The sequence below is a fragment of the Spongiactinospora rosea genome (assembly GCF_003315795.1).
Taxonomy (GTDB): Bacteria; Actinomycetota; Actinomycetes; order Streptosporangiales; family Streptosporangiaceae; genus Spongiactinospora; species Spongiactinospora rosea.
On sequence record NZ_QMEY01000001.1, the window covers coordinates 327233 to 351825 of the forward strand.

A 24593-nucleotide genomic window follows, 5' to 3' on the forward strand; every position below is an offset into this window, starting at 1 on the left:
CACACCGCTGGAGGCCAGCGAAAATGCACATCCGCAAGCGCGTCGCCGCCCTGTCCGCGACCTTACTCACCGCCGCCGCACTGATCGCCACCGCCACCCCCGCGCATGCCGCGCCCGCCAACTGCATCGGCGGGACGAAGGATCATGTCGGCACAAGTGGAACTGCCTGGTACATCTGCACCGGCGGCACTGGCGGGTACGCCTTCAAGTACCGCGTCAAGCACCAGAACCCGCAGGCCGACACCTGGCTCTACGGCTACCAGACCGCCTGCGTGCCCGTCCCGCAGTGGCTCGAATTCCGATACACCTGGGGTCAAAGGGAGGTCACAGGGGTCGCCTTCTGTTAACGCATGATCGGTGATCCGTTCCCGCCGGCGGCCACCGCCGTCGGCGGGTACGTCTCGCGCGCCGAGCCGTCCGGTGTTGGACGCGAATTCGACCTTGACGTGGCACCTGGCCTCTTTATCTTTTCTGTTAGGAAGCTTTCCTAAGAGTGCAAGCAATCTGGGTACCCGTCCACGGTCCGCCGCCCCGCTGGAGGCCAGCGAAATGCACATGAGAAAGCGCGTCGCCGCTCTGTCCGCGGCGTTACTCACCGCCACCACTCTGATCGCCACCGCCACCCCCGCCCACGCCACCCCCACCGACTGCAGGGGCGGCACCCGGGACCACGTCGGGCTGAGCGGGGTCGCCTGGTACATCTGCACCGGTGGTACCGGCGGATACAGGTTCAGCTACCGCCAGAAGCACCCCCACCCCGAGATCGACTACTGGTACTTCCGGCAGACCGACTGCGTGCCCGTCCCGCAGTGGCTCGAATTCTCCTACACCTGGGGCCAGAAAGAAGTGATCGACGTCGTCTTCTGCTGATCCCGGCCCGGCGATTCATTCCCGGCGATTCATTCCCGTCCACGTTCCACCCATCGCTGGAGGTCAGCGAAATGCACATGAGAAAACGCATCGCCGCTCTGTCCGCGGCGTTACTCGCCGCCACCACACTGGTCGTCACCGCCACCCCCGCCCAGGCCGCGCCGAGCAACTGCCGGTCCGGGAAGGAGCACCACGGCGGGGGGCCGAGCGGAACCTTCTGGTACATCTGCCTCTCCGGTGACGGCGGGTACTACTTCAAGTACCGCGTCAAGCACCCGAACCCACAGGTGGACGAGTGGAGGTACGGCTACCAGACCGAGTGCGCGCCCGTCCTGACCTGGCTTGAGTTCTACTACACCATCGGCCAGCGGGAGATCACGGAGATCGCCTACTGCTGACATTCCCACCCGGGAAAACGATCAAAGCCGGGTCCGCGACCTCCAGTAGGCGAGGCGGTCGCGGACCCGGCGGGTCAGGGCGGCCTCGGGGCCGAAGACGCGTTCCATGTCCGTGAGCAGCGCCGCGTACCCGCTCGCCGCGGCGTGCGGGTCGCCGGCCTCGCCGGTCCAGCGGGCCACGTACTCGCGGACGACGAGCGTGTCGAAATGGTCCGGAGCGAAACGCCGGACCCGTACCGCCAGCACCGCCTCGCTCTGGTCGCGGGCCGCGACAGGGTCGCCCGCCTCGCCCGTCCAGTGGGCCAGGAAGATGCGGGCGACCAGCGCCACGTGGGACTCCGGGCCGGAGATCCGCTCACAGTCGGGGACCAGCGCCGCGTAAAGGTCGCGGGCGCCCGCCGGATCGCCCGCCTCGCCCACCCGGAACGCCAGGTTGGAACGGGCCCACAGCGTGTCGGGGTGGTCGGGGCCGGAGACGCGTTCATGGGCGCTGAGCAGGCTCATGCACGCCTTGAGCGCGGCCTCGGCGGCGCCGCTCTCCCCGAGGAACCGCGCGTACTGGTCGCGCGCGCTCAAAGTGTCGGGGTGTTCGGCGCCCCAGATCCGTTCCATCCGCGGCAAGAACTCCTCATAACGCACCCGCGCCGCCTCCGCGTCGCCCGCCTGGCCGGTCCAGAACGCGATCTGGTGGGCCAGCCGGATCGTGTCGCGGTCGTCCGGGCCGGAGATCCGCTCCCGCAGCGGCAGCAGTTCCAGCGCCCGATCGCGGGCGATGCCGGGGGAGCCGGACTGGCCGATCTGCTCCGCGTGGGCCTCGGCCAGCCAGAGCGTGTCGGGATGTTCCCCGCCGGAGACGCGTTCCCGGATCGGCAGCAGCGCGGCGAGCAGGTCGCGGGCCGTGGCGGGGTCGCCCGCCTGGCCGATCCGCACCGCGCGCAGCGCGGCGGCGGTGAGCGTGTCGGGATGCTCTGGCCCGAGACGGCCCAGTATGTCGGCGTGGATCTCGCCCTGGACCCTCGCGGCCGTCCGGTAGTCGCCGCCCGCCGCCAGGTAGTCCACGATCTCGCGCATCCCCGGGGCCGATGGTTCCAGCGCCACATGCGCGTGCGGGACGAGCCGCGCGTACAGCGGCCAGTTGGCCACGAGATCGGGACGTCCGGGCAGGGCGTCCTCGATCAGCGCGGCGGCGGCCGCGCGCCACGCCTCCCGCGCCGCGGGGGACATCCGGTCGGCGGTGACGGCCTGGACGAGCCGGTGCACCGACAGTACGCCGGGCTCGGGGCTGGCGACCAGCGAGTACCTGCGCAGCTCGGCGACGGCCTCGGCGATCCTGATCGGGTCGCCGGCGAGCCCGGTCAGGCCGAGCGAGTCCGGCAGGGACGTCCGTCGCCCGGCGAGAAGGGTCCGGATCGGTACGTCGTCGGGGGCCAGCCGGGACAGCAGGCGCAGCAGCGCGATGGCGTCGGGGGCGTCGCGCTCAAGGCGCTGGAAGGCGAGCGTCCACGTCGAGGCCACCGAACCGGCGTAGTCGTAGGGCTCACCCCGTTCCAGCAGTACGTCGCGCCGGGCGCGCAGCCCGTCCAGGTACTCGGCCAGCGACAGTCCCGCCGTGCTGATGAACGCCCCGGCCTGCTCCAGCGCGAGCGGCAGCGCGCCCAGCTCGGTCGCGACGGCGGCGGCGGCGACGCCGTCGTCCTGTCCAGTGCGGTCCAGCAGAAAGCGGGCCGCCGCAGAAATGTCCGGGGGCGTCACCTCGATGCCCAGCGCCAGCGGCCAGTGCGCCGACCGGGACGTGATCAGCAGCTTGCCCGGCCCGGCCGCGGGCAGCCACCCTCGGATCGCGGTGTGGTCGGTGACGTTGTCCAGTACCAGCAGCCAGGGCCGGTCGGCCTCGGCGAGCGCGGTGTGCACTTGGGCGACAGGCCCGCCGCCGTCGTCGGCCAGCCGCAGCCGTACGGCCAGCGCCGCGAACCCGCCCGCCAGCGCGGTGTGGTCCTCGGCGGCGAAGTGCCAGATCAGCCCGTGCCCGGACCGGACCCGATGCGCGAACTCCACCGCCAGGCTCGTCTTGCCGATCCCGCCGAGGCCGTGCAGGACGATCTGGACGGGCGTGTCCGACGGCTCGGCGAAGGCGTGGTGCAGCCGGGTCAGCAGCGCCGCCCGCCCGGCGAGCCGCAGCGGCCGGGGCTTCAGCCCGAAGACGCCGGACCTCCGGACGCCCCCGCCGGTGTCCGCCGTCGCCCGCCTTCCGCGCGCCTGTCGCAGGAGCCGCGCCCAACCGGGTTCGTCCAGCAGTTCGCCGACCTGGTGCCCGCGCCGGGCGCGTCCGCGGGCGTGCTCGGTCAGGACCCTGACCAGGGTGAGGAAGGCCGCTTCCGCGCCGGGCAGGTGGTCGCCGTTCTGCCAGGCGCTGATCTGCCGGAAGGTCACCGTCCACGAGGCGTCCCTGGGACGCCTGGCCATCGTCCTGGCCGCGGCGCGTTCGAGCGTCAGGCCCGACTCCTGTACCAGTGCCGCAAGCCGTACCGCGAACTCGCCGCCGCGCCGCCCGTCGCCCACCGCGACACCCCCCACCAACGGGTGCAGGTTCCGGACCGGACCAGACCGGAGAACTCAACCTAACGCCCCCACCGGCCACGCGGCCCCTCCGTACGCGAGCCGGCATATGTCCCGTAGGCCCAGCCGTGGCCCGATTGGTGTCCCGCGCGGCATTCGCCCTGCGGGAGAACGTCAGGAGGACCCGCATGACCACTCGGCGTACCGCCCTGGTCCGGCGCTGCCGGACCCTGATCGTCGCCCTGGGCACGGCGCTGGCGCTGCTCACCGCGCTCGGGGGGACGGCCCAGGCCCAGGCCCCGGCCCAGACCCAGAACTTCGCCAAGACCTACTACTGGAACTACGACATCCACGCCGGGGACTGCACAATGTTCCACGGCACCTCGTGGACCCTGAGGCCGGACGGCACCGCGTCCTTCTACGCCGTGGTGACCAGCAGCGACGACAACGACGCGTGGCTGATGTGGGCGAACCTGAAGAACTCCAGCGGGCAGTACCTGGGCCGGCTCGTCGCCAACACCCACTGGGACGACCTGACCAAGTTCGTGTTCAACCTGCCCGACTCCTCCCGTCAGTACGTCTGGCGGCAGAACGCGACCTTCAACCCCTCGCTCTACTCGCAGGTCGCCTCGATGAGCCTGGACAACCACTGCTGAGTCAGAACCCCTGACCCGCCCCCGGCCGGCCACCCGGCCGGGGGCGCTCCCATCACCGACCTCCGGTGAAGGTGAGCGAGGCGGGGATGGCCGCGAAGGTGATGCGCAGGTCGGCGATGAGGTCCGCATGGGTGGGGGTGTGCGGGCGGGCGGTCCAGGCGCGCAGGGCGGCGTGGAAGGACGCGACCACCATTTCCAGGGCCAGCCGGGGGCGGGGGTCGTCGGGGGCGAGGTCCAGGCGGCGGCGCAGGGTCTCCTCGATGACCGCGCTGGTGTGGTCGCAGTACTGCCACCCGTGTCCGGCGATGGACGGCGTACGCGCGGCCAGCCGCTGGCTCAGCCGCACCCGGCGCACCCACACGCCCTCGCCGTCGTCCATCCGGGCGAGGGCGGCGAGCAGCGCGGACTTCAGTACGTCCAGAACGGGGGCGTGCCCGAGCGGCAGGTGCTCGACGTCGTCGCGCAGGCCGTTCCACATGGACTCCAGCGGGGCCGAGGCGACCTGTTCCTTGCTCGTGAAGTTGCGGAAGAACGTGCGTTTGGAGACCTCGACGGCGGCGCACAGCTCGTCCAGGGTGACGCCGTCGAAGCCGCGTTCGGTGAACAGCGCCAGGGCGGTGTCGATCAGCGCGGACCTGGTCTTGAGCTTCTTGCGCTCGCGCAGCGGGAGCCGCGCGGCGGCGGGCGCGTCGTGGGTCATCGCCGCCAGTGTACCCACATAGGCAGATGCCGCTAGATGGCTTATGCTCCTGAGTGGCACTTTATGGAGAGAGAAGGAAGCCATGCGCGCTCTGCTCGTCGACCATTCCGTCCCGTCCGGCCTGCGCCTGGGCGAGGCCCCCGACCCGATACCCGCCTCTGACCAGGTACTTGTCCGTGTCGCCGCCACATCGCTCAACTTCGGCGAGGTCCGGCACGGCATCGCGAACGCCGAGGACGGCACGGTGCTCGGCTGGGACGCCGCCGGCGTCGTCGTCCAGGCCGCCGCCGACGGTTCGGGCCCGCCGGTGGGCACCCGAGTGGTGACCCTCGCCTGGGCCGGTGGCTGGGCGGAGCTGCGGGCCGTGTCCACCGACATGATCGGGATCGTCCCCGAGCACGCCGACCTCGGCGCGATCAGCACCATCCCGGTCGCGGCGGCGACCGCCCTGCGCGCCCTCGACCGGATGGGCCCCACGCTGGGGCGGCGCATCCTGGTGACCGGCGCGACGGGCGGCACCGGACGTTACGCCGTCCAGCTCGCCCGGCTCGGCGGCGCGTACGTGATCGCCTCCACCGGCGACCCGGCCAGGCACGGCGACGCGCTGCGCGCACTGGGCGCGCACGAGGTGATCCGCAGTCCGGAGGAGGCCGACCCCGGGCTCGACGGGGTGCTCGACATGGTAGGGGGTCAGCAGCTCGTGACGGCGTTCGACCGGCTCGGCGACGGCGGCACCCTGATCGCCATCGGCCATGCCACGGAGGAGGGCGAGCGCTTCCCGTTCGGCGCGCTGATCAACAGCGAGGGCCGCCAGGACCGGTCGCTGGTCACGTTCTGGCTGATGTACTGCCGGCGGCTGGACCGCAGCCTGACCTGGCTGGCCGAGCAGGTCGCGGACGGCGTGCTCAGCCCGGAGATCGCCTGGCGCGGCGGCTGGGACGACGCCCCCGAAGCGGTGAGCGCCCTGCTCGAACGCCGCCTGCACGGCAAGGCGGTGCTCGACCTCACCTGACGGGCCCTCGTTGCGCGTGTTGCGTACCTGTCGAACGTCGTACCGTCGCCCCGCCCGCTCCCACGGTCCGTCCCGATGATTGCAGCAGCAAGCGTCGGGCTCGTGACTGTGGGTGAGAAGGTGCGGATGATGGGCGATATGCCGGTCGGCCAGGAGGCGTTCGCGGTGTGGGAGGTGGAGGCGGGGGATCGCGGCGCGTGCGGCGTCACCGACAGCCGGGCCACCGCCCAGCGCGAGATGGTGAGTGCGCTGGAGTCCTTTCCGCGCGGGCGGGGTCGGGTACGGCTGGCCTGGCCGGCCCCGGGGCTCGTCTACCGGTACGGCGAGACGCTGGTGACGGCGCACCGGTACGGGCGGGTGTTCGTGTCGGTCCGGGGCGACGCCTGGGAATCCGGACCCCCATGGACAGGCTGACCCCTGCCGAACGAGCGCACCTGGGCGCGCTGGAATCGACCTTCCCGGGGTGGGGGATCACGGTCCACCAGGGGGTCTGGCGGGCGACCCGGTACCGGGCGGTCACCCCTGAACAGCGGCGCAACGGACTCCACCGCGAGATCGCCCGGCCCGATCCCGTGGCGCTGTTCTACGCGCTGTGCGGGCAGTTGGCGATCCTGGTCCGGATGGGGGAGGCGTGATCAGGCAGGGGTGATCAGGCGTCGGAGTTCGGTGGCGTGGGGATGGGTGCGGGCCTGCTGGGGAAGCGCCTTGGTGATCTTGTTGGCGACGAAACGGCGGGCCGTGCTCATGGCGCCGGTCTGGAGGGTGGTGACGGCGTGAGTGAGGCCGTCGTCGATCTCGCGCCGCCGTACGAGGTCGAGCGCGCGGATCAGTTGGAGAAGGGAGACCGTGCCAGGAGTGTCTGCGGAGTAGCGGGCGAGCGCCTGGTCGAAGACGTCTTGGGCTTGGTCGTCGCCGATCATGGTGAGCAGATGTGCCTCATGCCAGTGCAGCCACGCCTCGCCCAGGGCGTCTTCCGGTCGGCCGTGACCGCCGGGCGGAAGCCGCTCGAAGGTCTCCGAGAAGGCCCGCAGGGCGGTGCGGGCCTCGCCGCCGTGGCCATCGGCCGCCAGTCGGCAGCGCACGATGTGCGCCCGCAGGATTCCGTAACTCGGTGTGCCTCCGGCCCGATGCACCGCCTGGTCGGCGAGTTCCCGTACGGCGTGCGGCGAGGAACCGGCCCACCACAGGTCATCCGCTTCCTTGGCACGGACATATACCGATAGTTCCTGATCCCCAGAGGCGTCGGCGGACCGCCGGGCCGCCCGCCACACATGCCGGGCCACTCGCGCCTGGCCGGAGTCGTGCAAGTCCGTGGCCAGCAGGCTGGACAACTCGGCGGCCACCCGCAACAGCCCGGCCTGTATGCGCGGGGCGTTCCCCTGGTTCAGGAGGTGACTCACGGCGGTGATCTCGGCGGTCAGATCGGCCGCCAGTGCCCCGACCGGCCGCCGGACGAACTGATAGCCGTATTCGTGGACGGTGCGTTCCCAGTCGTCGAGGTCGATCCGGGTGTCGAGGATGTGGTCCATCGCGGTGAGGGACTGTTCCAGATCGGCCAGGGGGATCACGGCTCCGGCGGTGGCGATGAGCTGTATCGCGGTACGCCGTTCCATTTCGTCGCCTTCGTCATCGATGGGGGAACCGTCAGGGGTTGTACCCTTACGACGACGTTCGGACGCCACGGTGTCGGCGTGCATGGCGATGAGTTCGCCATCACAGCCGAGGCATTCGTCCACCAGACGCGCGGCTGATGCAGTGGGCCGGTTAATTCCACCCTCCCACCTGCTGACCAGGCTGAAATGCACATGCGCGGCATCGCCGATATCGCGTACCCGGAGCCCTCTGCGCTCCCGGTGCCTGCGCATCGCCCCACCGAACACGCCCCATACCGGATCGAGTCCCATCCCCGAATCCTTACACCTCAGCGCATCCGCATGCTCACAATCCGTGAAACAGGCTCAGCCCAGATCGGCGATTTCGATCAGTTCGACATGCCAGGGCAGGCGGGCGCGGGCCGCCTCCCATCGCTTGGGGCTGGGCGTCAGGATCGGAAAGTCCAGGTAGCGGGACACCGCGACGGCGTGGGCCGCCGCCATGTCCTCGGGCTCGCCCAGGTGTATGGAGACGGCGGACAGATGTAGCACATCGGACGTCGAGCTCACCACCGCGGGCTCGGTGTGTGTGAGGTGCAGGAACATGCCGTGGACGGCTTCTATCTGGGCGTTGCTCAGGCCATGCTGCGCCACGGCGAGAGCCAGGACGGGGATGCTCATCCGAACGTCGTGCGCGTCAAGGCTCGCCACCAGGTTGGCGATGACGGGATCGCCCCGCCCGAGTTCGCAGATCGTTACATCGTCGAGCACATAGCCCATGGTCACGTGGTGGCCTCGGGGCTGTGGAGGGATTTGCGTCGCTGCAGGTATTCGATCGCACGGGCGGCCATTCGGGTGCCCTTGGCGACGGCTTCGGGATCGGCCTGCGAGGCCGTGAGGATCTCCTCGAACGCCATGCGCCGCCGCACTTGTGTCGCTTCGTGCTCATCAAGCAGCCTGGTGAGCGCATCGGCGAGGGTGGTCCCACGCCCATGCTCGTCGGCCAGAGCGCTGAGACGGTCACGGAGAGCCTTGGGAACTTTGATGGTGGTCATATCGGATCGCGTCATACCTGCAAACTACCGAGCATACTTTCAGTATACCAGGGTCGATCGCGCACCGTGACCATTTGATCGCCTAAAGAAATGGGAGGCGTGAGGCGCGGGCCCCTCCATAGGGTGATCTCGTGCTGAAGCCGCAATATCCCATCGAAACCGCCCGCCTCCTCCTCCGCCCCTACACCATGAACGACCTCGACGGTCTGTATGGTTTTCACTCGCGGCCTGACGTCGCCCGCTACCTGCCCTGGGAAGCGCGTACGCGTGAGGAGACCGAGGCCGCCCTGAAGACCAAGATCGGCCAGGCGGAGCTCAACGAGCAGAACGACGTACTTTGCATCGCCGCCGAGCTGCGCGACACCGGCGCGCTGGTCGGGGACATGTACCTGTTCTGGCGGAGTAAGGAGCACCGGCAGGGGGAGATCGGGTTCGCCTTCCATCCCGATCACCATGGGCGGGGGCTGGCCGCCGAGGCGTCCAGGGAGATTATGCGGCTCGGCTTCGAGGAGCTGGGGCTGCACCGGATATACGGCCGGTGCGACGCCCGCAACAGCGCCTCGGCCAAGCTGATGGAGCGCCTGGGCATGCGCCAGGAAGCGCACCTCGTGGAGAACGAGATCTTCAAGGGTGAGTGGGGCGAAGAGCTGGTCTTCGCGATACTCCGCCGCGAGTGGCGGTGACCGTCGTCAGCGACCGTGCAGGATGGACGGGCTGGTAAGGCGGCGAGTCGGCGACGACGTTGTGAAGATCGTCGCCAGGACGGGGAAGCCTTTCCCTGCCCGGGCGCGACTGCCCAAGATCTCAGAGTGGATCACAGCCACATGAATCGAGGAGACCCAATGGTCAGCGTCAGTATGGAGACTGCGGAGCAGACGGAAGCACGCCTACGACGCGTGATCGCCGCAGCCGGGTTCGTCGTGCACAACGGCGTCTGGTGTTTCGAGGAGTCCCCGGCCGACCGCCCACCAGCCCTTACCGGTGACACACTGGCGGTGGTCCGGGACAACGAGAGCTGGAGCGCCTTGGTCCCGTTCGCCCAGGAGCACGACGGTGTCGAACGATTCGGCGTCTTCTCCTTTCACTTCCCCTCCGACCTGGACAACAGTGGCTTCGTCGGCTGGCTGGCCACCCGTCTCAAAGTTCAGTTGGGGACCGGCGTATTCGTCATCTGCGGCAGCAACCGTGCCGGCGGAGGAATCTACGACTACTGGGGCTGCCCCATCGACCTGGTGAATGACGCTGTCGCAGTCATCAAGGAACTACGCGCCGACTGACCCGACCCTTCGTGCACTCGCACCAGGTCACCGGGAGTGACGCCACGTGCCTGCGGGGAGTGGCGGCCAACACGATGACATGCCGTACGAGATCGTTGCACTACACCCGAAGGTGGAGGTCAGTTGTTTCTTTCTCGCCGCGGGAGTGAGCCTTCGTCCGCCGCGGTGATGGACCGCGGGGCCGGAGCGGCCTGGGGGACCACCAGGGTGGCGGGCATGTAGATGGTGGCGGTGAGGCCGCCGTACACCGACGGGGCGAGGCTGACGCCGATGCCGTGGCGGAGTGCGAGGCGGGCGACCACGAAGAGGCCGAGGTGTTCGGTGTCGGCGAGGTCGAAGTCGGGGGCGGCGGAGAGCTGCTGGTTGAGGGCTTCGAGCTGGGCCGAGGGGAGGCCGAGGCCGCGGTCCTCGATGTGGATCAGGAGGGCGCCGGGGGAGAGTTCGCTGCGGACCTGGACGGTGGTCTGGGGCGGGGAGTAAAGGGTGGCGTTCTCGGCGAGTTCGGCGATGAGGTGGATGATGTCGGCGACCGCGTGGCCCGCGAGGGCCCCGGAGGGGGCGGGCTGGATCTCCACGCGGGGGTAGTTCTCGATCTCGGCGACCGCCGCGCGCAGCACGTCGTAGATCGGGATGGGGTGCCGCCAGCCGCGGCCCGGGGCCTCGCCGGACAGCACGATCAGGTTCTCCGCGTGCCTGCGCATGCGGGTGGTGAGGTGGTCCAGGCGGAACAGTTCGGCGAGTACGTCGGGGTCCTCGGTCTTGCGCTGCATCGCGTCCAGGTGGCCGAGCTGGCGGTACAGCAGGGCCTGGTTGCGCCTGGCCAGGTTGACGAAGACCTTGCTGACGCCCGCGCGCAGCGCGGCCTGTTCCACGGCGGCGGCGACGGCGGTGCGCTGCACGGAGGAGAAGGCCCGCGCGATGCCCGCGATCTCGGCGGTGTGGCCGCCGCTGGGCAGCGGTTCCAGCACGCCGGGGTGGGGGTCGCCCGCGCGGAGGCGTTCGACCAGGCGCGGCAGGCGTACTCCGGCCAGCTCGCGGGCCGCGTCGCGCAGACCGGCGAGTTCCCCGGCGAGCCGGCCGCCGAAGCGGACGGTGATGAGCACGGACACCAGTACGGCCAGCAGGCCGATGCCGCCCGCCACGGCGAGCTGGACCCAGATCTCGGTGGCGGCCGGGCCGGTCTGGGCGCGCAGGAGTTCGGCGGTCCTGGCCTGGTTGCGTTCGACGGCGGCCCACAGCGCGTCGGCGGCGGCCTCCCACGAGCCGGTCTCCTGCGCGGACAGGGCGAGGCCGGGGGCGGCGACGCCGATCCGGTCCTCGACCCGGGCGAAGCGGGTGGCGACCGGGGCGACGGCGAGGCGCTGGTGCGGGCCGCCGAGTTCGGAACCGAGGTCGGCCAGCGCCCACCCGTGCAGGAACCTGCGGGTGGCGACGGTCCCGCGGAACGCCAGCCGTTCGGCCGGGGTCACCCGCCCCGCCAGCGCCACGGCGGCGATCAGCGCGCGTTCCCGGGACAGCAGCTCCTTGACCTCGCCGAGCGCGGTGACGGCCCGGCCCTCCTGGTACATCGAGAAGTCCGGGACCAGCACCATCGAGTCGTACATGCGGTAGACGGCGGTGATGATCCGGCTGTAGTGCTGGACGACGGGCAGCGGGTCGCCGCCCGCGTCCACCCGCTCGCGCAGCGCGGGCAGCTCCGCCAGGCCGGCGGTCAGCGTCGCCAGGTGCGGGCGCATCTCGGCGGAGCCGGCGGTCGCGCTGCGCGCCCGGAAGTCGGCCGCCGCGCGGTCGGTGGCGGTGCGCTGCCGCGCCAGTTCGGTACGCCGGGCCCGCTCGCCCTGTTCGGCGCGCAGCGCCCGTACCGACGCCAGCCGTTCCCGCTGTAACTCCGCGACCACCCGTTCGGACGGGTCGGCGACGGTGTCGGCGAGCGTACCGGCCGCCACCAGCCGGGCCCCGTCACCGCCGGTGAGCACCACCGCGAACGCCCACAGCGCGATCAACGAGACGAGCGGCACCAGGAGCAGCAGGGTGATCCTGAAGCGGATGGGCCTGTCCATACGAGCATGTCCCCACAGCGTCCGGTGCGAAGCCCGCGTATGCGGGCAAGGTACGCGTGCCTGAGATCGCAGTGAGGCTACACCAGCCCGGCCTCCCACCGTGGCCGGTTGCCCACGGTGGCCTCATTCGGCACCGAACTCCCGCCGGACTCCCGCCGGGCCGCAGCAGACCGCGGAGCCCGGCAGGGCCCGGCGGCTATGCGGAGGTCATCGGGGTGCCCCGCAGCTTGGCGACCATCTCGGCCTTGAACCGGTACGCCTCCTCCAGCGTGGAACCGTCGCGCAGCGCGATCACCACGTCCTCCTCGGCGTCGGCGTAGGCCAGGGCGTCGCCGAGCACGTCGGTGGTGGGCAGCGCGATCACGCCGTTCCAGTCCATCACCACGGCCATGCCGTCGGTGACCTGTACGCCCGCGATGTCCACCGGCTCGCCCACGGAGGCGACGTGGAGCTCTTCCCCGACGCCGGCCGTGGCCTCGTACAGCGCCCAGACCGGCAGGTCCAGGTCGCGGAAGGCGTCGGCGTCGCGGACACCGCCCTCCACAAGGACGCCGAACGCGCCGCTGGCCAGCGCGGCGCGGGTCAGGATCTCACCCCATACGGCTCCGGCGCTGACATGACCGCCGGCGAGCACGAGGACCCGGCCGTCCAGGTCCTCGTCCAGGAGCCGGTGCAAGGGGAAGAGGCCGTCGTCCCCCGGACCGCTCGCGAGCCGGACCGTCCTGGCGGTGCCCAGGACGCCTTGGGAACGGTACATGGGCCGAAGGGGTGGGCTGAGCCATCCGGTCAGGCCCCGTAGCTGGAGTACGTCCGCGATCGCGGTGGTCGGGGGAACCACGAATAATCACCTCATATGAATGAATAAAGAGAAACTTCGGGATCCTTCACCTCGAAAAGCGTCCCGGGTTCTCACGGCCCGCCGTACCCCCCGTCGTCGTTGCCGGGCAGGACGACCTCAAGGCCGGCCACCGCCCGCTGGGGACGGCGACCGGTCGCCTCTCGCTGTCGATCGGACACGCTCGGACCCGTCAGCCCGCCTCGGGGCCGTGCACGGCCTCGCGCAGCCGCTCCACGAGCTGCCGCGGCTTCTCCGAGCCCCACACGTTGCGGCCGAACGCCACACCGGCGCCACCGGCCGCGACGATGCCCTTGGCCACGGCGACCAGCTCGTCCTCGCTGTCCATCTTCGGCCCGCCCAGCGCCACCACCGGGACCGGGCACGCCTCGGCCACCGCCGCGAACTCCTCCGGCGGCCCGGGGCACATCGTCTTGATGATGTCCGCACCCAGCTCCGCGCCGATGCGGGCGGCGCGCGCGACGTTCTCGACCGTCCACGGGACGGCGCGGCCCCAGCCGCCCGGGATCATCTCGGCCATCACCGGCAGGCCGACGGTCTCGGCCTCCGCGCAGACCCTGGCCAGCCGGGTCAGCGACTTCTCCTCGTCCGGAGCGCCGGGGAAGCCCAGCAGGACCAGGCAGTCGGCGCCGATCTTCAGCGCCTCCTCGACCGTGTAGAGGATCGAACTGGTGTCACCGGCCGGGAACTCCCCGATCTCGGAGGAGCCGCCGTCCACCCGGAGCACCAGCCCGGACCGGGCGAACTCGCCGGCGTAGGCCCGGGCCAGGTGCCAGGTGGCCAGCACGCCGTCGGGACGGCCCGCCCCGATCTCCCGCATCGGCTCGCCGAGCGGCGGACCCTCGCCCATGTACGCGGCGTGGTCGATCGCGACGAAGACACTGCGTCCGTCGTCGCCGAAGATCCGGCGCAGCCGACGCAGCTTGCCCGCCCCCACGGCGGATGTGTACTGCACTGTGCATCCCTTCAGGAAGTTCGATGTGTTCTAGGGGCCGGCGCCGGTGACCTGGCGCTCGAACTCCGCGCCGTCCCAGTAGTCCACCCGGTGGTCGATCAGGCCGCCCGCCACGCGGAAGCGGAACATGCCGCGGATGGAGACGGGCGCGCCGCCGTACCTGGCGCTCATCCGGTACGGCACGGCGGCGCGGTCACCGTCGATCAGCATGTCCTCGACCTCGTAACGCAGTTCGGCGAAACCGGCCAGGAACGACGCCAGCCGTTCCCGGTAGGCGTCCCTGCCGCGCACGCTCACTCCGGCCGCCGAGGTGTGCTCGTTGAAGAAGCCGGGCGTGACGCATGCGGCGATCTCGTCCCGGTCATGGCCGTTGAGCGCGCGGATGTACCGCTCGACGGCCTCCCGGGTCGCGACCACCGAATCCGATGCGCCGGAGGCGGGGTTCGCCAAAGGGTCATTCACCCCAGAGCGTGCGGACCTCTTCGTAGACCTTCTGGTCGTGAGAGATCTCGATCACGTTGCCGTCGGGGTCGGTCAGCGCGCAGACGTACCCCACCGGCGGCGGGATCTGCATGGGCTCCCAGTGCAGGCAGCCCATCTCGCGGCCCTTGGCGGCGATGGCGTCCACGTCCTCGCGGTTGGGCACCTCGATGCCCAGGTGCGCGAACGGCGTGAGCTGCGGCTGCTTCTTGCCCTTGTCCTTGGCGAACTCCACCAGGACCAGCACGAACGGCGTCTCCACCTGCTTGTCGTTGGACAGCCAGGCGTTACGTCCGTCCTTGTCCTCGTGGGTGGACACCACGACCAGCGGCGTCAGCGTCGTGTAGAACTCGATCGCCTTGTCGAGGTCGCTGGTGGGCAGCGCGACGTGGGTCCAGCGCGCTTCGGTGAGCGTCTTGCTCAAAGTCATCTCTCTCCTCGATTGTTGGTGGGTCCTCATGTGCATCATGTGCCGTGCCGTTCCCGGCCACGCCCTCGGGGGGTCCGGTGCGGGTTCCGTACCAGGAACGTCTGGACGCTATGTCCGCCGAGGTCAGGGACTCCATGTGCCCCCAGCCCAAAGATCGGCGCGTCCCCGTCGTCGAGCGGCTCATCGGCCGGCGGGCCGCCACCACATGACGATCTGGTTGCCCCAGGGATCGAGGAACGACGCGTGGTGGCCGTCGAACTCCTCCCAGTAACTCTGCTCCCACAGGGCCGTCGCCCCCAGGATCACCGCCCGGTTCAGGTACTCCCCGGGAGGGCCGTCCACCAGGATGTAGGTGCGCGGCTGAAATCCCGAACGCGGCTGGGGGGCCCGCGGCGCCGGGTCGGGCACCTGCTCCCGTTCGCTCCACAGGCCCAGCGTCGGTCCGTCGCCGGGGAGGATCTCGTGGAACACCCCCTGCGGACGGCCGTTGATCTCCCAGCCGAACAGCTCCTTGTAGAAGGCCGTGCTGGCCTCGATGTCCGGCGTCGGCAGATCGACGAAGACGAGCGTGTTCACCACAGCGTCACTCCTGGAGGTAACTCTGATGCTTCCAACTAGCGCAGTCGCCGTTCCGCGGCATCGCCCGACTCGACGAAACGCTTGTAGCCATCGCGATAGACCTGGCGGGGCACCGGTCTCACCACCCGGCCCGCCGGACGCGGCCACGACCCGCTCGGCGCGTCGCCGGGCAGCGGCCACCATCCGGCGCCCGCGCCCGCCGACAGCGCCGCGCCGTACGCGGCCAGGTCGGTCTCCTCGGGAACCTCCACCGGCACGTCGAGGACGTCCGCCTTGATCTGGCACCACACCGGGCTGCGCGCGGGCGCGCCCGCGCAGACCAGCACGTCAAGGGCGGGCAGACTCAGCGAGTCGAGGATGTGCCGCAGGCCGTAGGCGGTGCTCTCCAGCGCGGCCCTGGCGATGTGGGCGGGCCCGTGTCCGGACCCCAGTCCGGTGATCTCCGCCCGGAGTTCCCTGTTCCAGCGTGGTGCCCGCTCCCCCTCCAGGTACGGCAGGACGCTCACGCCGTCCGCGCCTGGCGGAACCAGTTCCGCCAGGTCCAGCAGTTCGGAGATCGGCCGCCCGGTCAGCCGGGACAGCCACTCCATCATCAGCCCGTGGCTGCTGACCGGTCCGCCGACGATGTCCACGCCGGTCGCGGCGCTGCGCATCGCGTGCGGGTCGCGCTCCTGCGGGCTCTCCACGGCGACGGCGAGGCCCCCGGTCCGGCCGCCGGGGTCCAAGGCCCGGCCGGGGGTGTCCACGCCGCCGGCCCAGAACGCGAAGAAGGCGTCCTGCGCGCCCGCGACCAGCGGGATGTCGTGGGGCAGGCCGTGCGCGCCGTCGGTGTGGCCGATGACCTGGCCGGTGGCGGCCCGCCTGCCGTAGCCGCGCAGGGTGGCGTCGCCGGGCCAGCGCGACTGCCGTACGTTCGCGCCGAGCCTGGCCATCACCCAGTCCCACACCTGGGCGACGTCGTCGGTGCCGAGGATCTCGCGCTGCGCGTAGTGCTGCTCCTCGAAACCGAGCGTCGCGCCGGCGGGGTGCAGGACGGTGACGGCGGGGCTGCCGCTCATCGGCACGGTGGTCGGACTCTGGCCGCCGACACAGATCGCGGCCGGGCGTACGCCGGTCTCGTTGATCGCCTCCACCACGGCGGCCAGCCACGCCGCGGGCTCCGCCCGCCCCTGCGCCCAGCCCTCGGCCCCTTCATAAACCCCGGACCCGACGGCGATGACCTCCCCGTCGCGGTTCATGGCGACGGCCCGCGCCGCATTCGACCCGACATCAACCCCAAGGACTGCGCTCATTGCGCTCGCTCCGCTCGCGCGGCGAGGGCGCGCCGGCGCTCTTCCCTCGTCACTCATCCGCTGGCGCTCCTTCGTTCCTCAGTCCAGATCACCGGCGCGCCCTCGCATGGGCTCATCGCGGGGACACCAGGACGCGGTAGACGGGGGTGGTGGCGGCGAGCTTCAGGGCCTCGGTGACGTCGGTGAGCGGGAAGCGGGCCGTGACCAGGGCGTCCAGGTCGGTGGCGAGGACGCCGGAGGCGATCAGCGCCGCCGCCTCCTGCCAGTCCTCGGGCTCCTGGCTGTAGACGCCGACGATGGACAGCTCGTGGTGGTGGATCGCGTCCGGGGCGACCTCGCTGCGCTGGTCCTTGGCGAAGGCCCCGTACAGGACCACCGTGCCGCCGTCGTCGCACAGCTCGATCGCGGTCTCCAGCGCCCCCGGGGCGCCCGCCGTGACGAACACCAGGTCCTGCTTGCCGCCGCGGGCCAGCGCGTCCTGCGGGGTGGCGGCCCAGGCCGCGCCCGCCGCCTCGGCCTCGGCCAGTCGTTCGGCGCTGACGTCGATCAGGCCCACCGGCCCCGCGCCGCGCGCCCTGGCCAGCGCCAGGTGCAGCCGCCCCATGTACCCCGCGCCGATCACCGCGACCCGGTCGCCCGCGCGCAGCCCGCCCAGCCGCAGCGAGTGGACCACGCACGCCACCGGCTCGCCCATCGCGGCGTGCTCGATCGGCGCCGCGCCCGTCGGGTACGCCTGCCGCGCCTTGACTACCACGCCATCGGAAAGGCCCGCCCCGAACGACACCGTGCCGTCCGAGAGCGCGCCCCCCTGCGGGGCCTTGCACAACGCGCTGCGCCCACGGCGGCAGGCCGCGCACGTACCGCACCTGCTGAGCAGATCGACCGTCACGGTGTCGCCGACCCGCGGGGAGCCGGGCAGCCCGTCCACCGCGGCCCCCACCTCGGCCACCCGCCCGGCGACCTCGTGGCCGGGCGCGACCGGGTAGAACCGCTTCTCACCCAGGTACAGGCGGCGCTCCATCGTGCACAGCCCGGTCGCCCCCACCTCCACCAGGATCTCGTCGGGCCCGACCCGTGGCATGGGCTCCTCCCGCAGCTCCACGGCCTCGGGCCCGGTGACCACGGCGACTCTCATATTCAGTGACTCCTAACGTGTGGCCAGTGACGGCGTACGGCGACGCCGGCCCGCTCAAGCAGCCGGGCGGACGCCTTTCGTGCCTCGATTCGTAGCGCGTCCTCGTCGAGCGTCACGCACCGGCCCTGCCGTACCACGACCTGCCCGCCGACCAGCACGTCACGCACCGAACGCCCGTCGGTGGACCAGACGAGCTGCTGGGCGACGTCGCCGCGGGGCGTCCACTGCGGGCCGGTCGCGTCGTGTACGACCAGGTCGGCCAGCTTGCCCGCCTCGATCGAGCCGATCCGATCGCCCATTCCCACGGCCTCCGCGCCGCGGATGGTGGCCATCTCCATCGCCTCGGGGGCGCCGATCGCGCCGGGGTCCATCGCGGTGTCCTTGGCCAGCCCGGCGGCGAGCGCGGCGGCGCGCAGGATGTCGGCCGCGTCGCCCGCGTTGCCCGCGTCGCAGCCGAGCGCGACCCGCCCGCCCCTGGTGAAGATCTCGGCGTGCCGTCCGGCGCGGGTGACGCCCTGGCCGAGCCGCAGGTACGCCCACGGGCAGTACGCGACCGCCGTCTCCGATCCGAGCAGCGCGTCCACCTCGGCGTCGTCCAGCCAGACCGCGTGCGCGAGCAGCAGGTGCGGGCCCAGTACGCCCAGGTCCGCGAGGTGCAGCAGCGGGCGGCGGCCGGAACGGGCCAGGTAGTGGTCCACGTCGGCGCGTCCCGGCGACATGTGCATGGTCATGCCCGCCCCGGTACGCCGGGCGAGGTCCGCCGCCCCGGCGAGCAGCCCGTCGGAGGCCAGGCCGTGCCCCACAAGGGTGACCCTTCCTTCGACGAGGCCGCCCGCCGGATAGGACTCGACCACCGCCCACAAGCGGTCGAGCACCTCATCGGCCGGGGCGGCGTGGGGGGCGTCATCGACGTCCCAGCCCCACGTGCCGACCGTGCCGCGCGCTCCGGCGCGCGTCATCGCGGCGGCGACCCGCTCGGGGTTCGCCACCGTCCCGGCCTCGATGATCGTGGTGACCCCGTTGCGCAGGTTCTCGGCGCAGGCGAGGAGGGCGGAGAGTTCCTCGTCCTCGGGGAGGTGGGCCTGGTGCAGCGGTACGGCCCAGCCGTGGATCGACTCCTCGGAGTCGATGTCGTCGGGGATGCACGCGCGGGCGAGCGGGTCGCCGGTCAGATGCTGGTGGGCGTTGACCATGCCCGGCGTGACCACGCAGTCGGTGGCGTCCAGTTCCGGTACGTCCGGCCAGCGGGCGCGCAACTCGGCGGTGCCGCCGACGGCCAGGATGCGCTCCCCTGCCACCGCGACGGCACCGCCCAGCAGCACCTCGCGGCGGGGATTCATGGTCACGACGTCGCCGCCGGTGACCAGGAGATCCGGGATCAGCACCATGCAACCGAACGGTAGGTTCAGCGGGCGGGTCGGGTCATCTGCCCCAGAGCACAACATGTCAGGCAGAGTCCATGCCTGGAACACAATGCCCGTTGATCCACTTATCGGAAGGCTTCCTCCATGCGTTACGACCCGGCATGGCTCGACAGCGACCCGTATCGCCAGCTCATCGACGGCCGCGAGGCCGGCGACGGCAAGGTCCTTCCGATGCTGGACCCGTCCACGGGGGAGACGTTCGGCTCCTACCTCGAGGCGACGTCCGGCGAGGTGGACGCGGCCATCGCGGCGGCCAGGCGCAGCTACGACGGCGGCGAGTGGCGGCGGACGCCGGGCGCGCTCAAGGCGCAACTGCTGGAGTCCGTGGCGTTCGAGATCCGGGCGAACGCGCAGCGGCTGGCCACCCTTGAGGCGCTGGACACCGGCAAGGCGGTGAGCGGCGCGATCACGTACGACATCTTCGAGGCGGCCAACGCCTTCTCGCACGCCGCCGCCCTGGCCAGGACCGCGCACGGCGACGTACGCCGCAGCGCCTACCCGCCCGAACTGCTGCCCGGCGGCGGCCCCGAGGTCCTGACCATGCGGACCCGCGAGCCCGCCGGCGTGGTCGCCGAACTGCTCCCCTGGAACGGCCCGCTGATGACCGGCAGCCAGCGGATCGCCATCGCCCTGGCGGCCGGCTGCTCGATCGTCGCCAAGCCTGCGGAGGAGGCCGTGGTCACGCTGGTCGAACTGGGCCGCATCCTCACCCGCGCCGGACTGCCCGCGGGCGTCCTCAACATCGTGCTCGGCGCGGGCGGGACCGTCGGCGAACGGCTGGTCACCGACCCGCGGATCGACCTGATCAGTCTGACCGGCGGCACCGCGACTGGCCGCCGGGTGATGGAGCTGGCCGCCCGCAACCTCACCCCGACCAACCTGGAACTGGGCGGCAAGTCCCCGGTGATCGTCTTCGCCGATGCCGACATCGAGCAGGCCGTGGGCTGGGCGATGATGGCCGCGTTCGTGAACATGGGCGAGGTCTGCGCGGCGGGCAGCCGGCTGCTGGTGGACGAACGCGTCTACGACGACGTCGTCAAGGGCGTCGCCGAGGCCGCCGCCGGCCTCCCGATCGGCGACGCGCTGGACCCGGGCACCTTCATCGGCCCGCTCATCAACGAGCGGCACGCCGAGAAGGTCCACGGCTTCCTGTCACGGGCCATCGCCGCCGGCGACGGCGAGATCGTCGGCTCCCCGGCCCTCCCGGAACGCGCCCACCCGACCTTCATGGCCCCCACGGTCCTCGGCCGGGTACGCCCGGGCAGCGAGGTCGAACAACGCGAGATCTTCGGCCCGGTCCTCGCCGCCACCCCCTTCTCCACCGAGGAAGAGGCCCTGACCCTCGCCAACGGCACCCCCTACGGCCTGAACGCCACCATCTTCACCCGCGACCTCGAATGCGCCTTCCGCGTCTCCGCCGCTCTGGACTGCGGCTCGGTCAACGTCAACTGCCACTTCACCCCGGACATGAACGAGGGCCGCGGCGAGGCCCGCAAATCCAGCGGCCACTCCCGCGTCGGCCTGGACGCCTACACCCGCCTGAAGTCCCTCAACCTCCAGACCCGCCCCTGAGTTCGCTGAGGAAGTAGGCCCATTCGGCGGGGGTGAAGAGGAGTTTCGGGCCGTGGGGGTCTTTGGAGTCGCGTACGGCGATGACGCCAGGCAGATTCCGAGCGACCTCCACGCAGTTGTTGTTGGCCCCCTGGCTCCGGGTGCTCTTGTGCCACTCGGCGCTGGACAGGTCCATGGATGCCTCACAGCCGGCTTATCAGGTCGGACAGGTACGCGATCGATGCGTCCACGCCCAGCGCCTCGGCGCAAAGGTGCTGGAAGATCAGGTCATAGCGTGTGATGTGCTGGCATTCTTCCAGATAAAGGTTGCATGCTGGCGTCTCAACGTAAACCACACTTCGATCGGCTTCGAGGGGAAAGTCGAGAATCACGAACTGCCCTCCCAAGCCGATGTGGGCACCAGCGGACATTGGCATGATCTGGATGGTCACATGTTCCAGGGAGTGTGTGTCGATCAGCCGCTGGAGCTGTCGGCGGCGTGCGCCCGCGTCGCCTACAGGCCGAAGCAACGCCGCCTCGTCGATGATGGCCCAGAATCGAGGGGGACGATCCTGCGCCAGGATCTCTTGGCGGCGCATTCTCGCGGCCACGTGCTGCTCCACTTCCGCCGGATCCCGCACCAACTGCGAACGTGTGAGCGCCGTCGTGTATTCAGGGGTCTGGAGTAGTCCGGGGACGATCAGGGGCTCGAAAGTCCTGATGGACGATGCCTCGGCTTCAAGGCCCACGTAGCTGCCGATGAAGACGCCCTTGTACTGCTCCCACCAGCCGCGTTCGCGGGCGCCCCGCACCAGATCCATGACCTCCTCCCGGTGGCGCTCGTCGGTCACGCCGTACAGGGCGATGATGTCGCGGATGTCCCGCGGGCGGGGCCGGGCGGTCTTGGCCGCCTCCAGGCGGGAGATGGTGGCCTGGGACAGGTCGAGGGCGTGGGCCGCCTCCTCCATGGTCATCCCGGCGGCCTCCCGGAGCCTGCGCAACTCCGCCGCCAGGCGTCGGCGGCGGACCGTCGGGCTCTGACTGCGCTCGGCCATCGATTACCTCCAGTGCGTAAGTAAAGCCTGATCGTGAGCACCTTGCTCAATCTGGGACAAAGAGTGCGACATTCAGAGTGAATATTGCAGTCAGCGCTAGCTGGACCCATTATAGGTCCACAGACTGCAACCGCCCACTCGCTTTGCGTGATCGATCGGGCGGAACGGACATCAGGAGTCGAGCCCATGAACTGCCCGCTCAACGCCCTGTCGCGGACCTGGCATCTGCCCCACACCGCCCAGGCCGCCTGCCTCGCTCGCGAGTACGCTCGCAAGCAGCTCGCCGACTGGGGCCTGTCGTCGATCGCGAACGACGTCGTCCTGGTCGTCTCCGAACTCGCCACCAACGCGTTCCGGCACGCGGCCCCGCCGGTCACCCTGTCACTCGCCTCGCACCGGGAGCGGGTCTGGGGGATCGTGATCGACCACTCCCCACCCTGGCTGCCACAATCCAGCCTCGTCCCCGACCTTGACGCGGTCCTCGCCGAGAACGGCCGGGGGCTCATGCTGGTCACCGCCTACACCGACCGGTGGGGCGTACTGCCCCGTGCGGGCGGCGGCAAGGCCGTCTACTTCTGCCGGCGGGGCCGTCGTGGCTGACCTCGTGACCTGGCAGGGCGACCCAGTGCCATACCTCACCCGGTGGACCGGCGAGACGGCCGTCGGCGGCGAACCCCGCCACACGCGCGGCGGCCTGCTCGCGTACCCGATCCCGGAGCCGGAGGACTGGGCGTACGGCGTACTGTGGCGCCGCCTTCGCCAGGCGCCCGGCGTGGGGCGGCCGGAGTTCCGGGCCGTGCACACCGGGCGGCAACTGGCCTGCCTGCGGGACGGCCGCTGCCAGATCTGCGGCGACCTCGCCCGCACCGCCGACCGGCGCGTCCCCTGGCTGTTCTCCGTCGCCGAGGCCGACCGGCTGCGCCAGTCCCAGGACGCCTGGACCGCCACCCCGCCCACCTGCCGGGCATGCACACCGCCCGGCGCGACGGTGTTCAGCGCGGCGGGCGCCGTACCGGTCGCGGTCCTGGGCGACATCTACGCCCGCAGCGGCCACCGCACCGACGAGGACGCCACCGTCTTACTGGGCGAGACCGCCACCCTGCCCGACGTACTCGGCAAGCGCCTCATCGTCGAGATCACCGACCTCCGCGTGGAACCCTCCGGCCTGCCACCCCAGCGAATTCCTGCCCAACGCCCAAGTCCGGACCCCCAATGAACCGCCCCTGCGATCCCGCCCTGGCCGGGGAACTGGCCGATCTCCGGCGTGCCCATCCTGACTGGGAGATCCACAGCCACGGCGGCACATGGTGGGCCCGGCACAACGTAGCCGGCCACGACTTCCGCTACGGGACGTACACGGAAATGGCCACGGCCTTGACGAACGCCCACCCCCTGGAGAGCGGCCCTGATCACGAGGCTTCGTTGGACGCGTATCGTCCAAGCATGGACAGCACTGCTTCACCCCACGTTCTCGTCATCGGGCTTGATCCGTATCGGGTACCCGGACCGTGGGATCCCGAGCCGGTGGCCAAGGCGATCGAGGCGGGACTGGCCAAGTTCGCCGAGCACGGCGTGGGCGTGGAGACCTGCCTGATCGGCCTCGATGGAAGCGACGATGTGGAAGCGGTCGTCGGGAATGCGCTGCGCGCCCATCCGTGGCGGTGCGTCACCATCGGCGGTGGCCTACCGGACTCAGACGATCAAGTCGAACTCCTCGAACAAATAATCAACCTGGTCCGGCGGCACGCACCCGATGCCGCCATCGCCTTCAACAACACCCCGGCCACCACCTACGAGGCCGCCGCCCGCTGGATCGACTGACGACAGCGAACTATCTGGTGTCATGTGTCGGCGTGCTCGCCAGGCAGGAAGATCGTCTGCTGGTTCTTGCGGGCGGTGCGTGCGGCCGGGATGCGTGCGGCGGTCGCGTGGGGCAGTTGGGTGGCTGCCTGCTCCCAGGGCCAGAACTGGGCGGCGTCGAGTTCGTCGGTCTGCAACCGGATCCGGGAGGGATCGGTGACGTTGCCACCGTCAAAGATGAAGTTCATGATCGGCCGCTGCCGATCGCCCATCGGGGGCACCCAGTCGACCACGAGCAACCGGCCGGAGCGGACCCGCAGGCCGAGTTCCTCGCCGACCTCGCGGGTGGCGCACATGTGGGGCGGCTCACCGTCGTCCACCATGCCGCCAGGCACCGCCCAGTAGTTGCGGTAGTGGCCGCCATACCCTCCGCCATCGGCAAGGCCGCCGGACTGGTGGACGGTGCCAGGTCGATGCTGGCGGCGGCACCTTCCAGGTTCGCATCGTACCGGCCGCTGGTGGAGGAGCTGGATGTGGCCGCGCTTGAAGGTCCGATTCTCGTTCATGCTGATCTGCACGCGGGGAACCTGCTGATTGACGACATCGGGCGGGTGCGGGCCGTCGATTGGTCGATGGATGCACGGGCCCGCCCTGGCTCGATGTCACGTTGCTGGTTCCGAGAGTGATCGCCGCCGGTCATGCGCCGGCCGAGGCTGAGGTGGTGGCGCTGGCGTCGGGCGGAGCCCGGCATGGGGAAGGCGGCTGAGCGGAGCGAAGGCGATTGGGCGTGTCAGCGTGCCTTCTCGTGTGAAGCGTGTTCGGGGCGGGGCGGGGCGGGGGTGGGGGCTTCTTGATCGGAA

General features: G+C 70.8%; 31 protein-coding genes. 14 read left to right on the top strand and 17 right to left on the bottom strand.

Translation table 11 applies throughout. The annotated features are described in order from the left end of the window. Positions 1–23 precede the first annotated feature (23 nt). The 3 genes from DP939_RS01510 (at position 24) to DP939_RS01520 (ending at position 1268) form a co-directional block, all read left to right on the top strand. Positions 24–347, top strand: a complete 324-nt coding sequence (locus tag DP939_RS01510) for a hypothetical protein (RefSeq protein ID WP_113977934.1) — start codon at positions 24–26, stop codon at positions 345–347. Positions 348–555: 208 nt separating this feature from the next. Next, complete coding sequence (locus tag DP939_RS01515) at positions 556–870, top strand: hypothetical protein (RefSeq protein WP_147267812.1); 315 nt, start codon at positions 556–558, stop codon at positions 868–870. Positions 871–947: 77 nt separating this feature from the next. Further along, entirely contained in the window at positions 948–1268 is a 321-nt protein-coding gene (locus tag DP939_RS01520; protein ID WP_147267813.1) for a hypothetical protein, read from the top strand. Positions 1269–1289: 21 nt separating this feature from the next. Here the strand turns inward: DP939_RS01520 and fxsT are convergent, their stop codons facing one another. Beyond that, entirely contained in the window at positions 1290–3842 is a 2553-nt protein-coding gene (gene fxsT, locus DP939_RS01525) for an FxSxx-COOH system tetratricopeptide repeat protein (protein WP_263972293.1), read from the bottom strand. A gap of 170 nt (positions 3843–4012) precedes the next feature. Here fxsT and DP939_RS01530 point away from each other — a divergent pair, with 170 nt between their 5' ends. Then, entirely contained in the window at positions 4013–4480 is a 468-nt protein-coding gene (locus DP939_RS01530) for a DUF6294 family protein (protein ID WP_113977944.1), read from the top strand. 52 nt (positions 4481–4532) lie between these two features. Here DP939_RS01530 and DP939_RS01535 read toward each other — a convergent pair whose 3' ends face one another. Then, the gene (locus DP939_RS01535; RefSeq protein ID WP_113977946.1) at positions 4533–5180 is read right to left on the bottom strand and encodes a TetR family transcriptional regulator; all 648 of its coding nucleotides are present in this window, start codon (positions 5178–5180) and stop codon (positions 4533–4535) included. 82 nt (positions 5181–5262) lie between these two features. Between DP939_RS01535 and DP939_RS01540 the strand changes: the two genes are divergently transcribed. The 3 genes from DP939_RS01540 (at position 5263) to DP939_RS01550 (ending at position 6827) form a co-directional block, all read left to right on the top strand. Next, on the top strand, positions 5263–6192 hold the full coding sequence (locus DP939_RS01540; protein ID WP_113977949.1) for a zinc-binding dehydrogenase: 930 nt from the start codon (positions 5263–5265) through the stop codon (positions 6190–6192). A 102-nt stretch (positions 6193–6294) separates the two neighbouring features. Next, complete coding sequence (locus DP939_RS01545) at positions 6295–6606, top strand: hypothetical protein (protein ID WP_147267815.1); 312 nt, start codon at positions 6295–6297, stop codon at positions 6604–6606. Next, positions 6594–6827 carry a hypothetical protein gene (locus DP939_RS01550; protein WP_113977954.1) on the top strand — a complete coding sequence of 78 codons (234 nt, stop codon included), beginning with the start codon at positions 6594–6596 and terminating at the stop codon, positions 6825–6827. The genes DP939_RS01545 and DP939_RS01550 overlap by 13 nt, the downstream gene beginning before the upstream one ends. Here DP939_RS01550 and DP939_RS01555 read toward each other — a convergent pair whose 3' ends face one another. From DP939_RS01555 to DP939_RS01565, 3 genes are read right to left on the bottom strand one after another with little or no spacing between them, the layout of a single operon-like run. Continuing rightward, positions 6828–8096 carry a helix-turn-helix domain-containing protein gene (locus DP939_RS01555; RefSeq protein ID WP_113977956.1) on the bottom strand — a complete coding sequence of 423 codons (1269 nt, stop codon included), beginning with the start codon at positions 8094–8096 and terminating at the stop codon, positions 6828–6830. 54 nt (positions 8097–8150) lie between these two features. Further along, positions 8151–8564 carry a hypothetical protein gene (locus DP939_RS01560; protein ID WP_147267816.1) on the bottom strand — a complete coding sequence of 138 codons (414 nt, stop codon included), beginning with the start codon at positions 8562–8564 and terminating at the stop codon, positions 8151–8153. A gap of 2 nt (positions 8565–8566) precedes the next feature. Next, entirely contained in the window at positions 8567–8854 is a 288-nt protein-coding gene (locus DP939_RS01565; protein WP_147267817.1) for a hypothetical protein, read from the bottom strand. 116 nt (positions 8855–8970) lie between these two features. Between DP939_RS01565 and DP939_RS01570 the strand changes: the two genes are divergently transcribed. Together DP939_RS01570 and DP939_RS01575 are read left to right on the top strand one after the other, a co-directional pair. Then, entirely contained in the window at positions 8971–9522 is a 552-nt protein-coding gene (locus DP939_RS01570) for a GNAT family N-acetyltransferase (protein ID WP_113977964.1), read from the top strand. Between the two features lie 159 nt (positions 9523–9681). Further along, positions 9682–10116 carry a DUF6196 family protein gene (locus tag DP939_RS01575; protein WP_113977967.1) on the top strand — a complete coding sequence of 145 codons (435 nt, stop codon included), beginning with the start codon at positions 9682–9684 and terminating at the stop codon, positions 10114–10116. Positions 10117–10235: 119 nt separating this feature from the next. Here the strand turns inward: DP939_RS01575 and DP939_RS01580 are convergent, their stop codons facing one another. The 9 genes from DP939_RS01580 to DP939_RS01620 form a co-directional block, all read right to left on the bottom strand. Next, positions 10236–12176 carry a sensor histidine kinase gene (locus DP939_RS01580; RefSeq protein WP_113977970.1) on the bottom strand — a complete coding sequence of 647 codons (1941 nt, stop codon included), beginning with the start codon at positions 12174–12176 and terminating at the stop codon, positions 10236–10238. A 196-nt stretch (positions 12177–12372) separates the two neighbouring features. Beyond that, positions 12373–13014 (bottom strand): RraA family protein, encoded by a 642-nt coding sequence (locus tag DP939_RS01585; protein WP_113977972.1) that lies wholly within the window; start codon positions 13012–13014, stop codon positions 12373–12375. 190 nt (positions 13015–13204) lie between these two features. Next, positions 13205–13987, bottom strand: a complete 783-nt coding sequence (locus tag DP939_RS01590) for a class I fructose-bisphosphate aldolase (protein WP_113977975.1) — start codon at positions 13985–13987, stop codon at positions 13205–13207. 30 nt (positions 13988–14017) lie between these two features. Next, on the bottom strand, positions 14018–14404 hold the full coding sequence (locus tag DP939_RS01595; protein WP_113979452.1) for a nuclear transport factor 2 family protein: 387 nt from the start codon (positions 14402–14404) through the stop codon (positions 14018–14020). 37 nt (positions 14405–14441) lie between these two features. Further along, a complete protein-coding gene (locus DP939_RS01600) occupies positions 14442–14897 on the bottom strand; it encodes a VOC family protein (RefSeq protein ID WP_113977978.1) in 456 nt (151 codons plus the stop codon). A gap of 180 nt (positions 14898–15077) precedes the next feature. After that, positions 15078–15473 carry a VOC family protein gene (locus tag DP939_RS01605; RefSeq protein ID WP_147267818.1) on the bottom strand — a complete coding sequence of 132 codons (396 nt, stop codon included), beginning with the start codon at positions 15471–15473 and terminating at the stop codon, positions 15078–15080. Between the two features lie 38 nt (positions 15474–15511). Further along, entirely contained in the window at positions 15512–16768 is a 1257-nt protein-coding gene (locus DP939_RS01610; protein WP_147267819.1) for an FGGY-family carbohydrate kinase, read from the bottom strand. Between the two features lie 112 nt (positions 16769–16880). Further along, the gene (locus DP939_RS01615) at positions 16881–17903 is read right to left on the bottom strand and encodes a zinc-dependent alcohol dehydrogenase (protein WP_113977986.1); all 1023 of its coding nucleotides are present in this window, start codon (positions 17901–17903) and stop codon (positions 16881–16883) included. Positions 17904–17905: 2 nt separating this feature from the next. Continuing rightward, positions 17906–19291, bottom strand: a complete 1386-nt coding sequence (locus DP939_RS01620; protein WP_113977988.1) for an amidohydrolase family protein — start codon at positions 19289–19291, stop codon at positions 17906–17908. A gap of 120 nt (positions 19292–19411) precedes the next feature. Between DP939_RS01620 and DP939_RS01625 the strand changes: the two genes are divergently transcribed. After that, positions 19412–20899 carry an aldehyde dehydrogenase family protein gene (locus tag DP939_RS01625; protein ID WP_113977990.1) on the top strand — a complete coding sequence of 496 codons (1488 nt, stop codon included), beginning with the start codon at positions 19412–19414 and terminating at the stop codon, positions 20897–20899. Here DP939_RS01625 and DP939_RS01630 read toward each other — a convergent pair. Together DP939_RS01630 and DP939_RS01635 are read right to left on the bottom strand one after the other, a co-directional pair. After that, on the bottom strand, positions 20877–21074 hold the full coding sequence (locus tag DP939_RS01630) for a DUF397 domain-containing protein (protein WP_113977992.1): 198 nt from the start codon (positions 21072–21074) through the stop codon (positions 20877–20879). The genes DP939_RS01625 and DP939_RS01630 overlap by 23 nt on opposite strands. Positions 21075–21081: 7 nt before the next feature. Continuing rightward, positions 21082–21933 carry a helix-turn-helix domain-containing protein gene (locus tag DP939_RS01635; protein WP_113977994.1) on the bottom strand — a complete coding sequence of 284 codons (852 nt, stop codon included), beginning with the start codon at positions 21931–21933 and terminating at the stop codon, positions 21082–21084. 186 nt (positions 21934–22119) lie between these two features. Between DP939_RS01635 and DP939_RS01640 the strand changes: the two genes are divergently transcribed. From DP939_RS01640 to DP939_RS47515, 3 genes are read left to right on the top strand one after another with little or no spacing between them, the layout of a single operon-like run. Continuing rightward, complete coding sequence (locus tag DP939_RS01640) at positions 22120–22533, top strand: ATP-binding protein (protein WP_113977996.1); 414 nt, start codon at positions 22120–22122, stop codon at positions 22531–22533. Beyond that, positions 22526–23149: a hypothetical protein gene (locus DP939_RS01645; RefSeq protein ID WP_113977998.1), complete on the top strand. Its 624-nt coding sequence runs from the start codon at positions 22526–22528 to the stop codon at positions 23147–23149. The genes DP939_RS01640 and DP939_RS01645 overlap by 8 nt, the downstream gene beginning before the upstream one ends. Next, entirely contained in the window at positions 23146–23754 is a 609-nt protein-coding gene (locus DP939_RS47515) for a hypothetical protein (protein ID WP_225877993.1), read from the top strand. The genes DP939_RS01645 and DP939_RS47515 overlap by 4 nt, the downstream gene beginning before the upstream one ends. 20 nt (positions 23755–23774) lie before the next feature. Here the strand turns inward: DP939_RS47515 and DP939_RS01655 are convergent, their stop codons facing one another. Then, positions 23775–24116: an NUDIX domain-containing protein gene (locus tag DP939_RS01655; protein ID WP_158578426.1), complete on the bottom strand. Its 342-nt coding sequence runs from the start codon at positions 24114–24116 to the stop codon at positions 23775–23777. 30 nt (positions 24117–24146) lie between these two features. Between DP939_RS01655 and DP939_RS45940 the strand changes: the two genes are divergently transcribed. Continuing rightward, positions 24147–24419, top strand: a complete 273-nt coding sequence (locus DP939_RS45940; protein WP_158578427.1) for a hypothetical protein — start codon at positions 24147–24149, stop codon at positions 24417–24419. The last annotated feature ends 174 nt before the right edge of the window (positions 24420–24593 follow it).

Bases quoted from the DNA above. Each gene is read 5' to 3' on its own strand.
- DP939_RS47515 (WP_225877993.1), top strand. From the start codon at position 23,146: ATGAACCGCCCCTGCGATCCCGCCCTGGCCGGGGAACTGGCCGATCTC.
- DP939_RS01535 (WP_113977946.1), bottom strand. From the start codon at position 5,180: ATGACCCACGACGCGCCCGCCGCCGCGCGGCTCCCGCTGCGCGAGCGC.
- DP939_RS01655 (WP_158578426.1), bottom strand. From the start codon at position 24,116: ATGGTGGACGACGGTGAGCCGCCCCACATGTGCGCCACCCGCGAGGTC.
- DP939_RS01615 (WP_113977986.1), bottom strand. From the start codon at position 17,903: ATGAGAGTCGCCGTGGTCACCGGGCCCGAGGCCGTGGAGCTGCGGGAG.
- DP939_RS01510 (WP_113977934.1), top strand. From the start codon at position 24: ATGCACATCCGCAAGCGCGTCGCCGCCCTGTCCGCGACCTTACTCACC.
- DP939_RS01520 (WP_147267813.1), top strand. From the start codon at position 948: ATGAGAAAACGCATCGCCGCTCTGTCCGCGGCGTTACTCGCCGCCACC.
- DP939_RS01530 (WP_113977944.1), top strand. From the start codon at position 4,013: ATGACCACTCGGCGTACCGCCCTGGTCCGGCGCTGCCGGACCCTGATC.
- DP939_RS01640 (WP_113977996.1), top strand. From the start codon at position 22,120: ATGAACTGCCCGCTCAACGCCCTGTCGCGGACCTGGCATCTGCCCCAC.
- DP939_RS01625 (WP_113977990.1), top strand. From the start codon at position 19,412: ATGCGTTACGACCCGGCATGGCTCGACAGCGACCCGTATCGCCAGCTC.
- DP939_RS01560 (WP_147267816.1), bottom strand. From the start codon at position 8,564: ATGGGCTATGTGCTCGACGATGTAACGATCTGCGAACTCGGGCGGGGC.
- DP939_RS01550 (WP_113977954.1), top strand. From the start codon at position 6,594: ATGGACAGGCTGACCCCTGCCGAACGAGCGCACCTGGGCGCGCTGGAA.
- DP939_RS01610 (WP_147267819.1), bottom strand. From the start codon at position 16,768: ATGAGCGCAGTCCTTGGGGTTGATGTCGGGTCGAATGCGGCGCGGGCC.
- DP939_RS01635 (WP_113977994.1), bottom strand. From the start codon at position 21,933: ATGGCCGAGCGCAGTCAGAGCCCGACGGTCCGCCGCCGACGCCTGGCG.
- DP939_RS01540 (WP_113977949.1), top strand. From the start codon at position 5,263: ATGCGCGCTCTGCTCGTCGACCATTCCGTCCCGTCCGGCCTGCGCCTG.
- DP939_RS01555 (WP_113977956.1), bottom strand. From the start codon at position 8,096: ATGGGACTCGATCCGGTATGGGGCGTGTTCGGTGGGGCGATGCGCAGG.
- DP939_RS01565 (WP_147267817.1), bottom strand. From the start codon at position 8,854: ATGACGCGATCCGATATGACCACCATCAAAGTTCCCAAGGCTCTCCGT.
- DP939_RS01580 (WP_113977970.1), bottom strand. From the start codon at position 12,176: ATGGACAGGCCCATCCGCTTCAGGATCACCCTGCTGCTCCTGGTGCCG.
- DP939_RS01630 (WP_113977992.1), bottom strand. From the start codon at position 21,074: ATGGACCTGTCCAGCGCCGAGTGGCACAAGAGCACCCGGAGCCAGGGG.
- DP939_RS01620 (WP_113977988.1), bottom strand. From the start codon at position 19,291: ATGGTGCTGATCCCGGATCTCCTGGTCACCGGCGGCGACGTCGTGACC.
- DP939_RS01515 (WP_147267812.1), top strand. From the start codon at position 556: ATGAGAAAGCGCGTCGCCGCTCTGTCCGCGGCGTTACTCACCGCCACC.
- DP939_RS01575 (WP_113977967.1), top strand. From the start codon at position 9,682: ATGGTCAGCGTCAGTATGGAGACTGCGGAGCAGACGGAAGCACGCCTA.
- DP939_RS01600 (WP_113977978.1), bottom strand. From the start codon at position 14,897: ATGACTTTGAGCAAGACGCTCACCGAAGCGCGCTGGACCCACGTCGCG.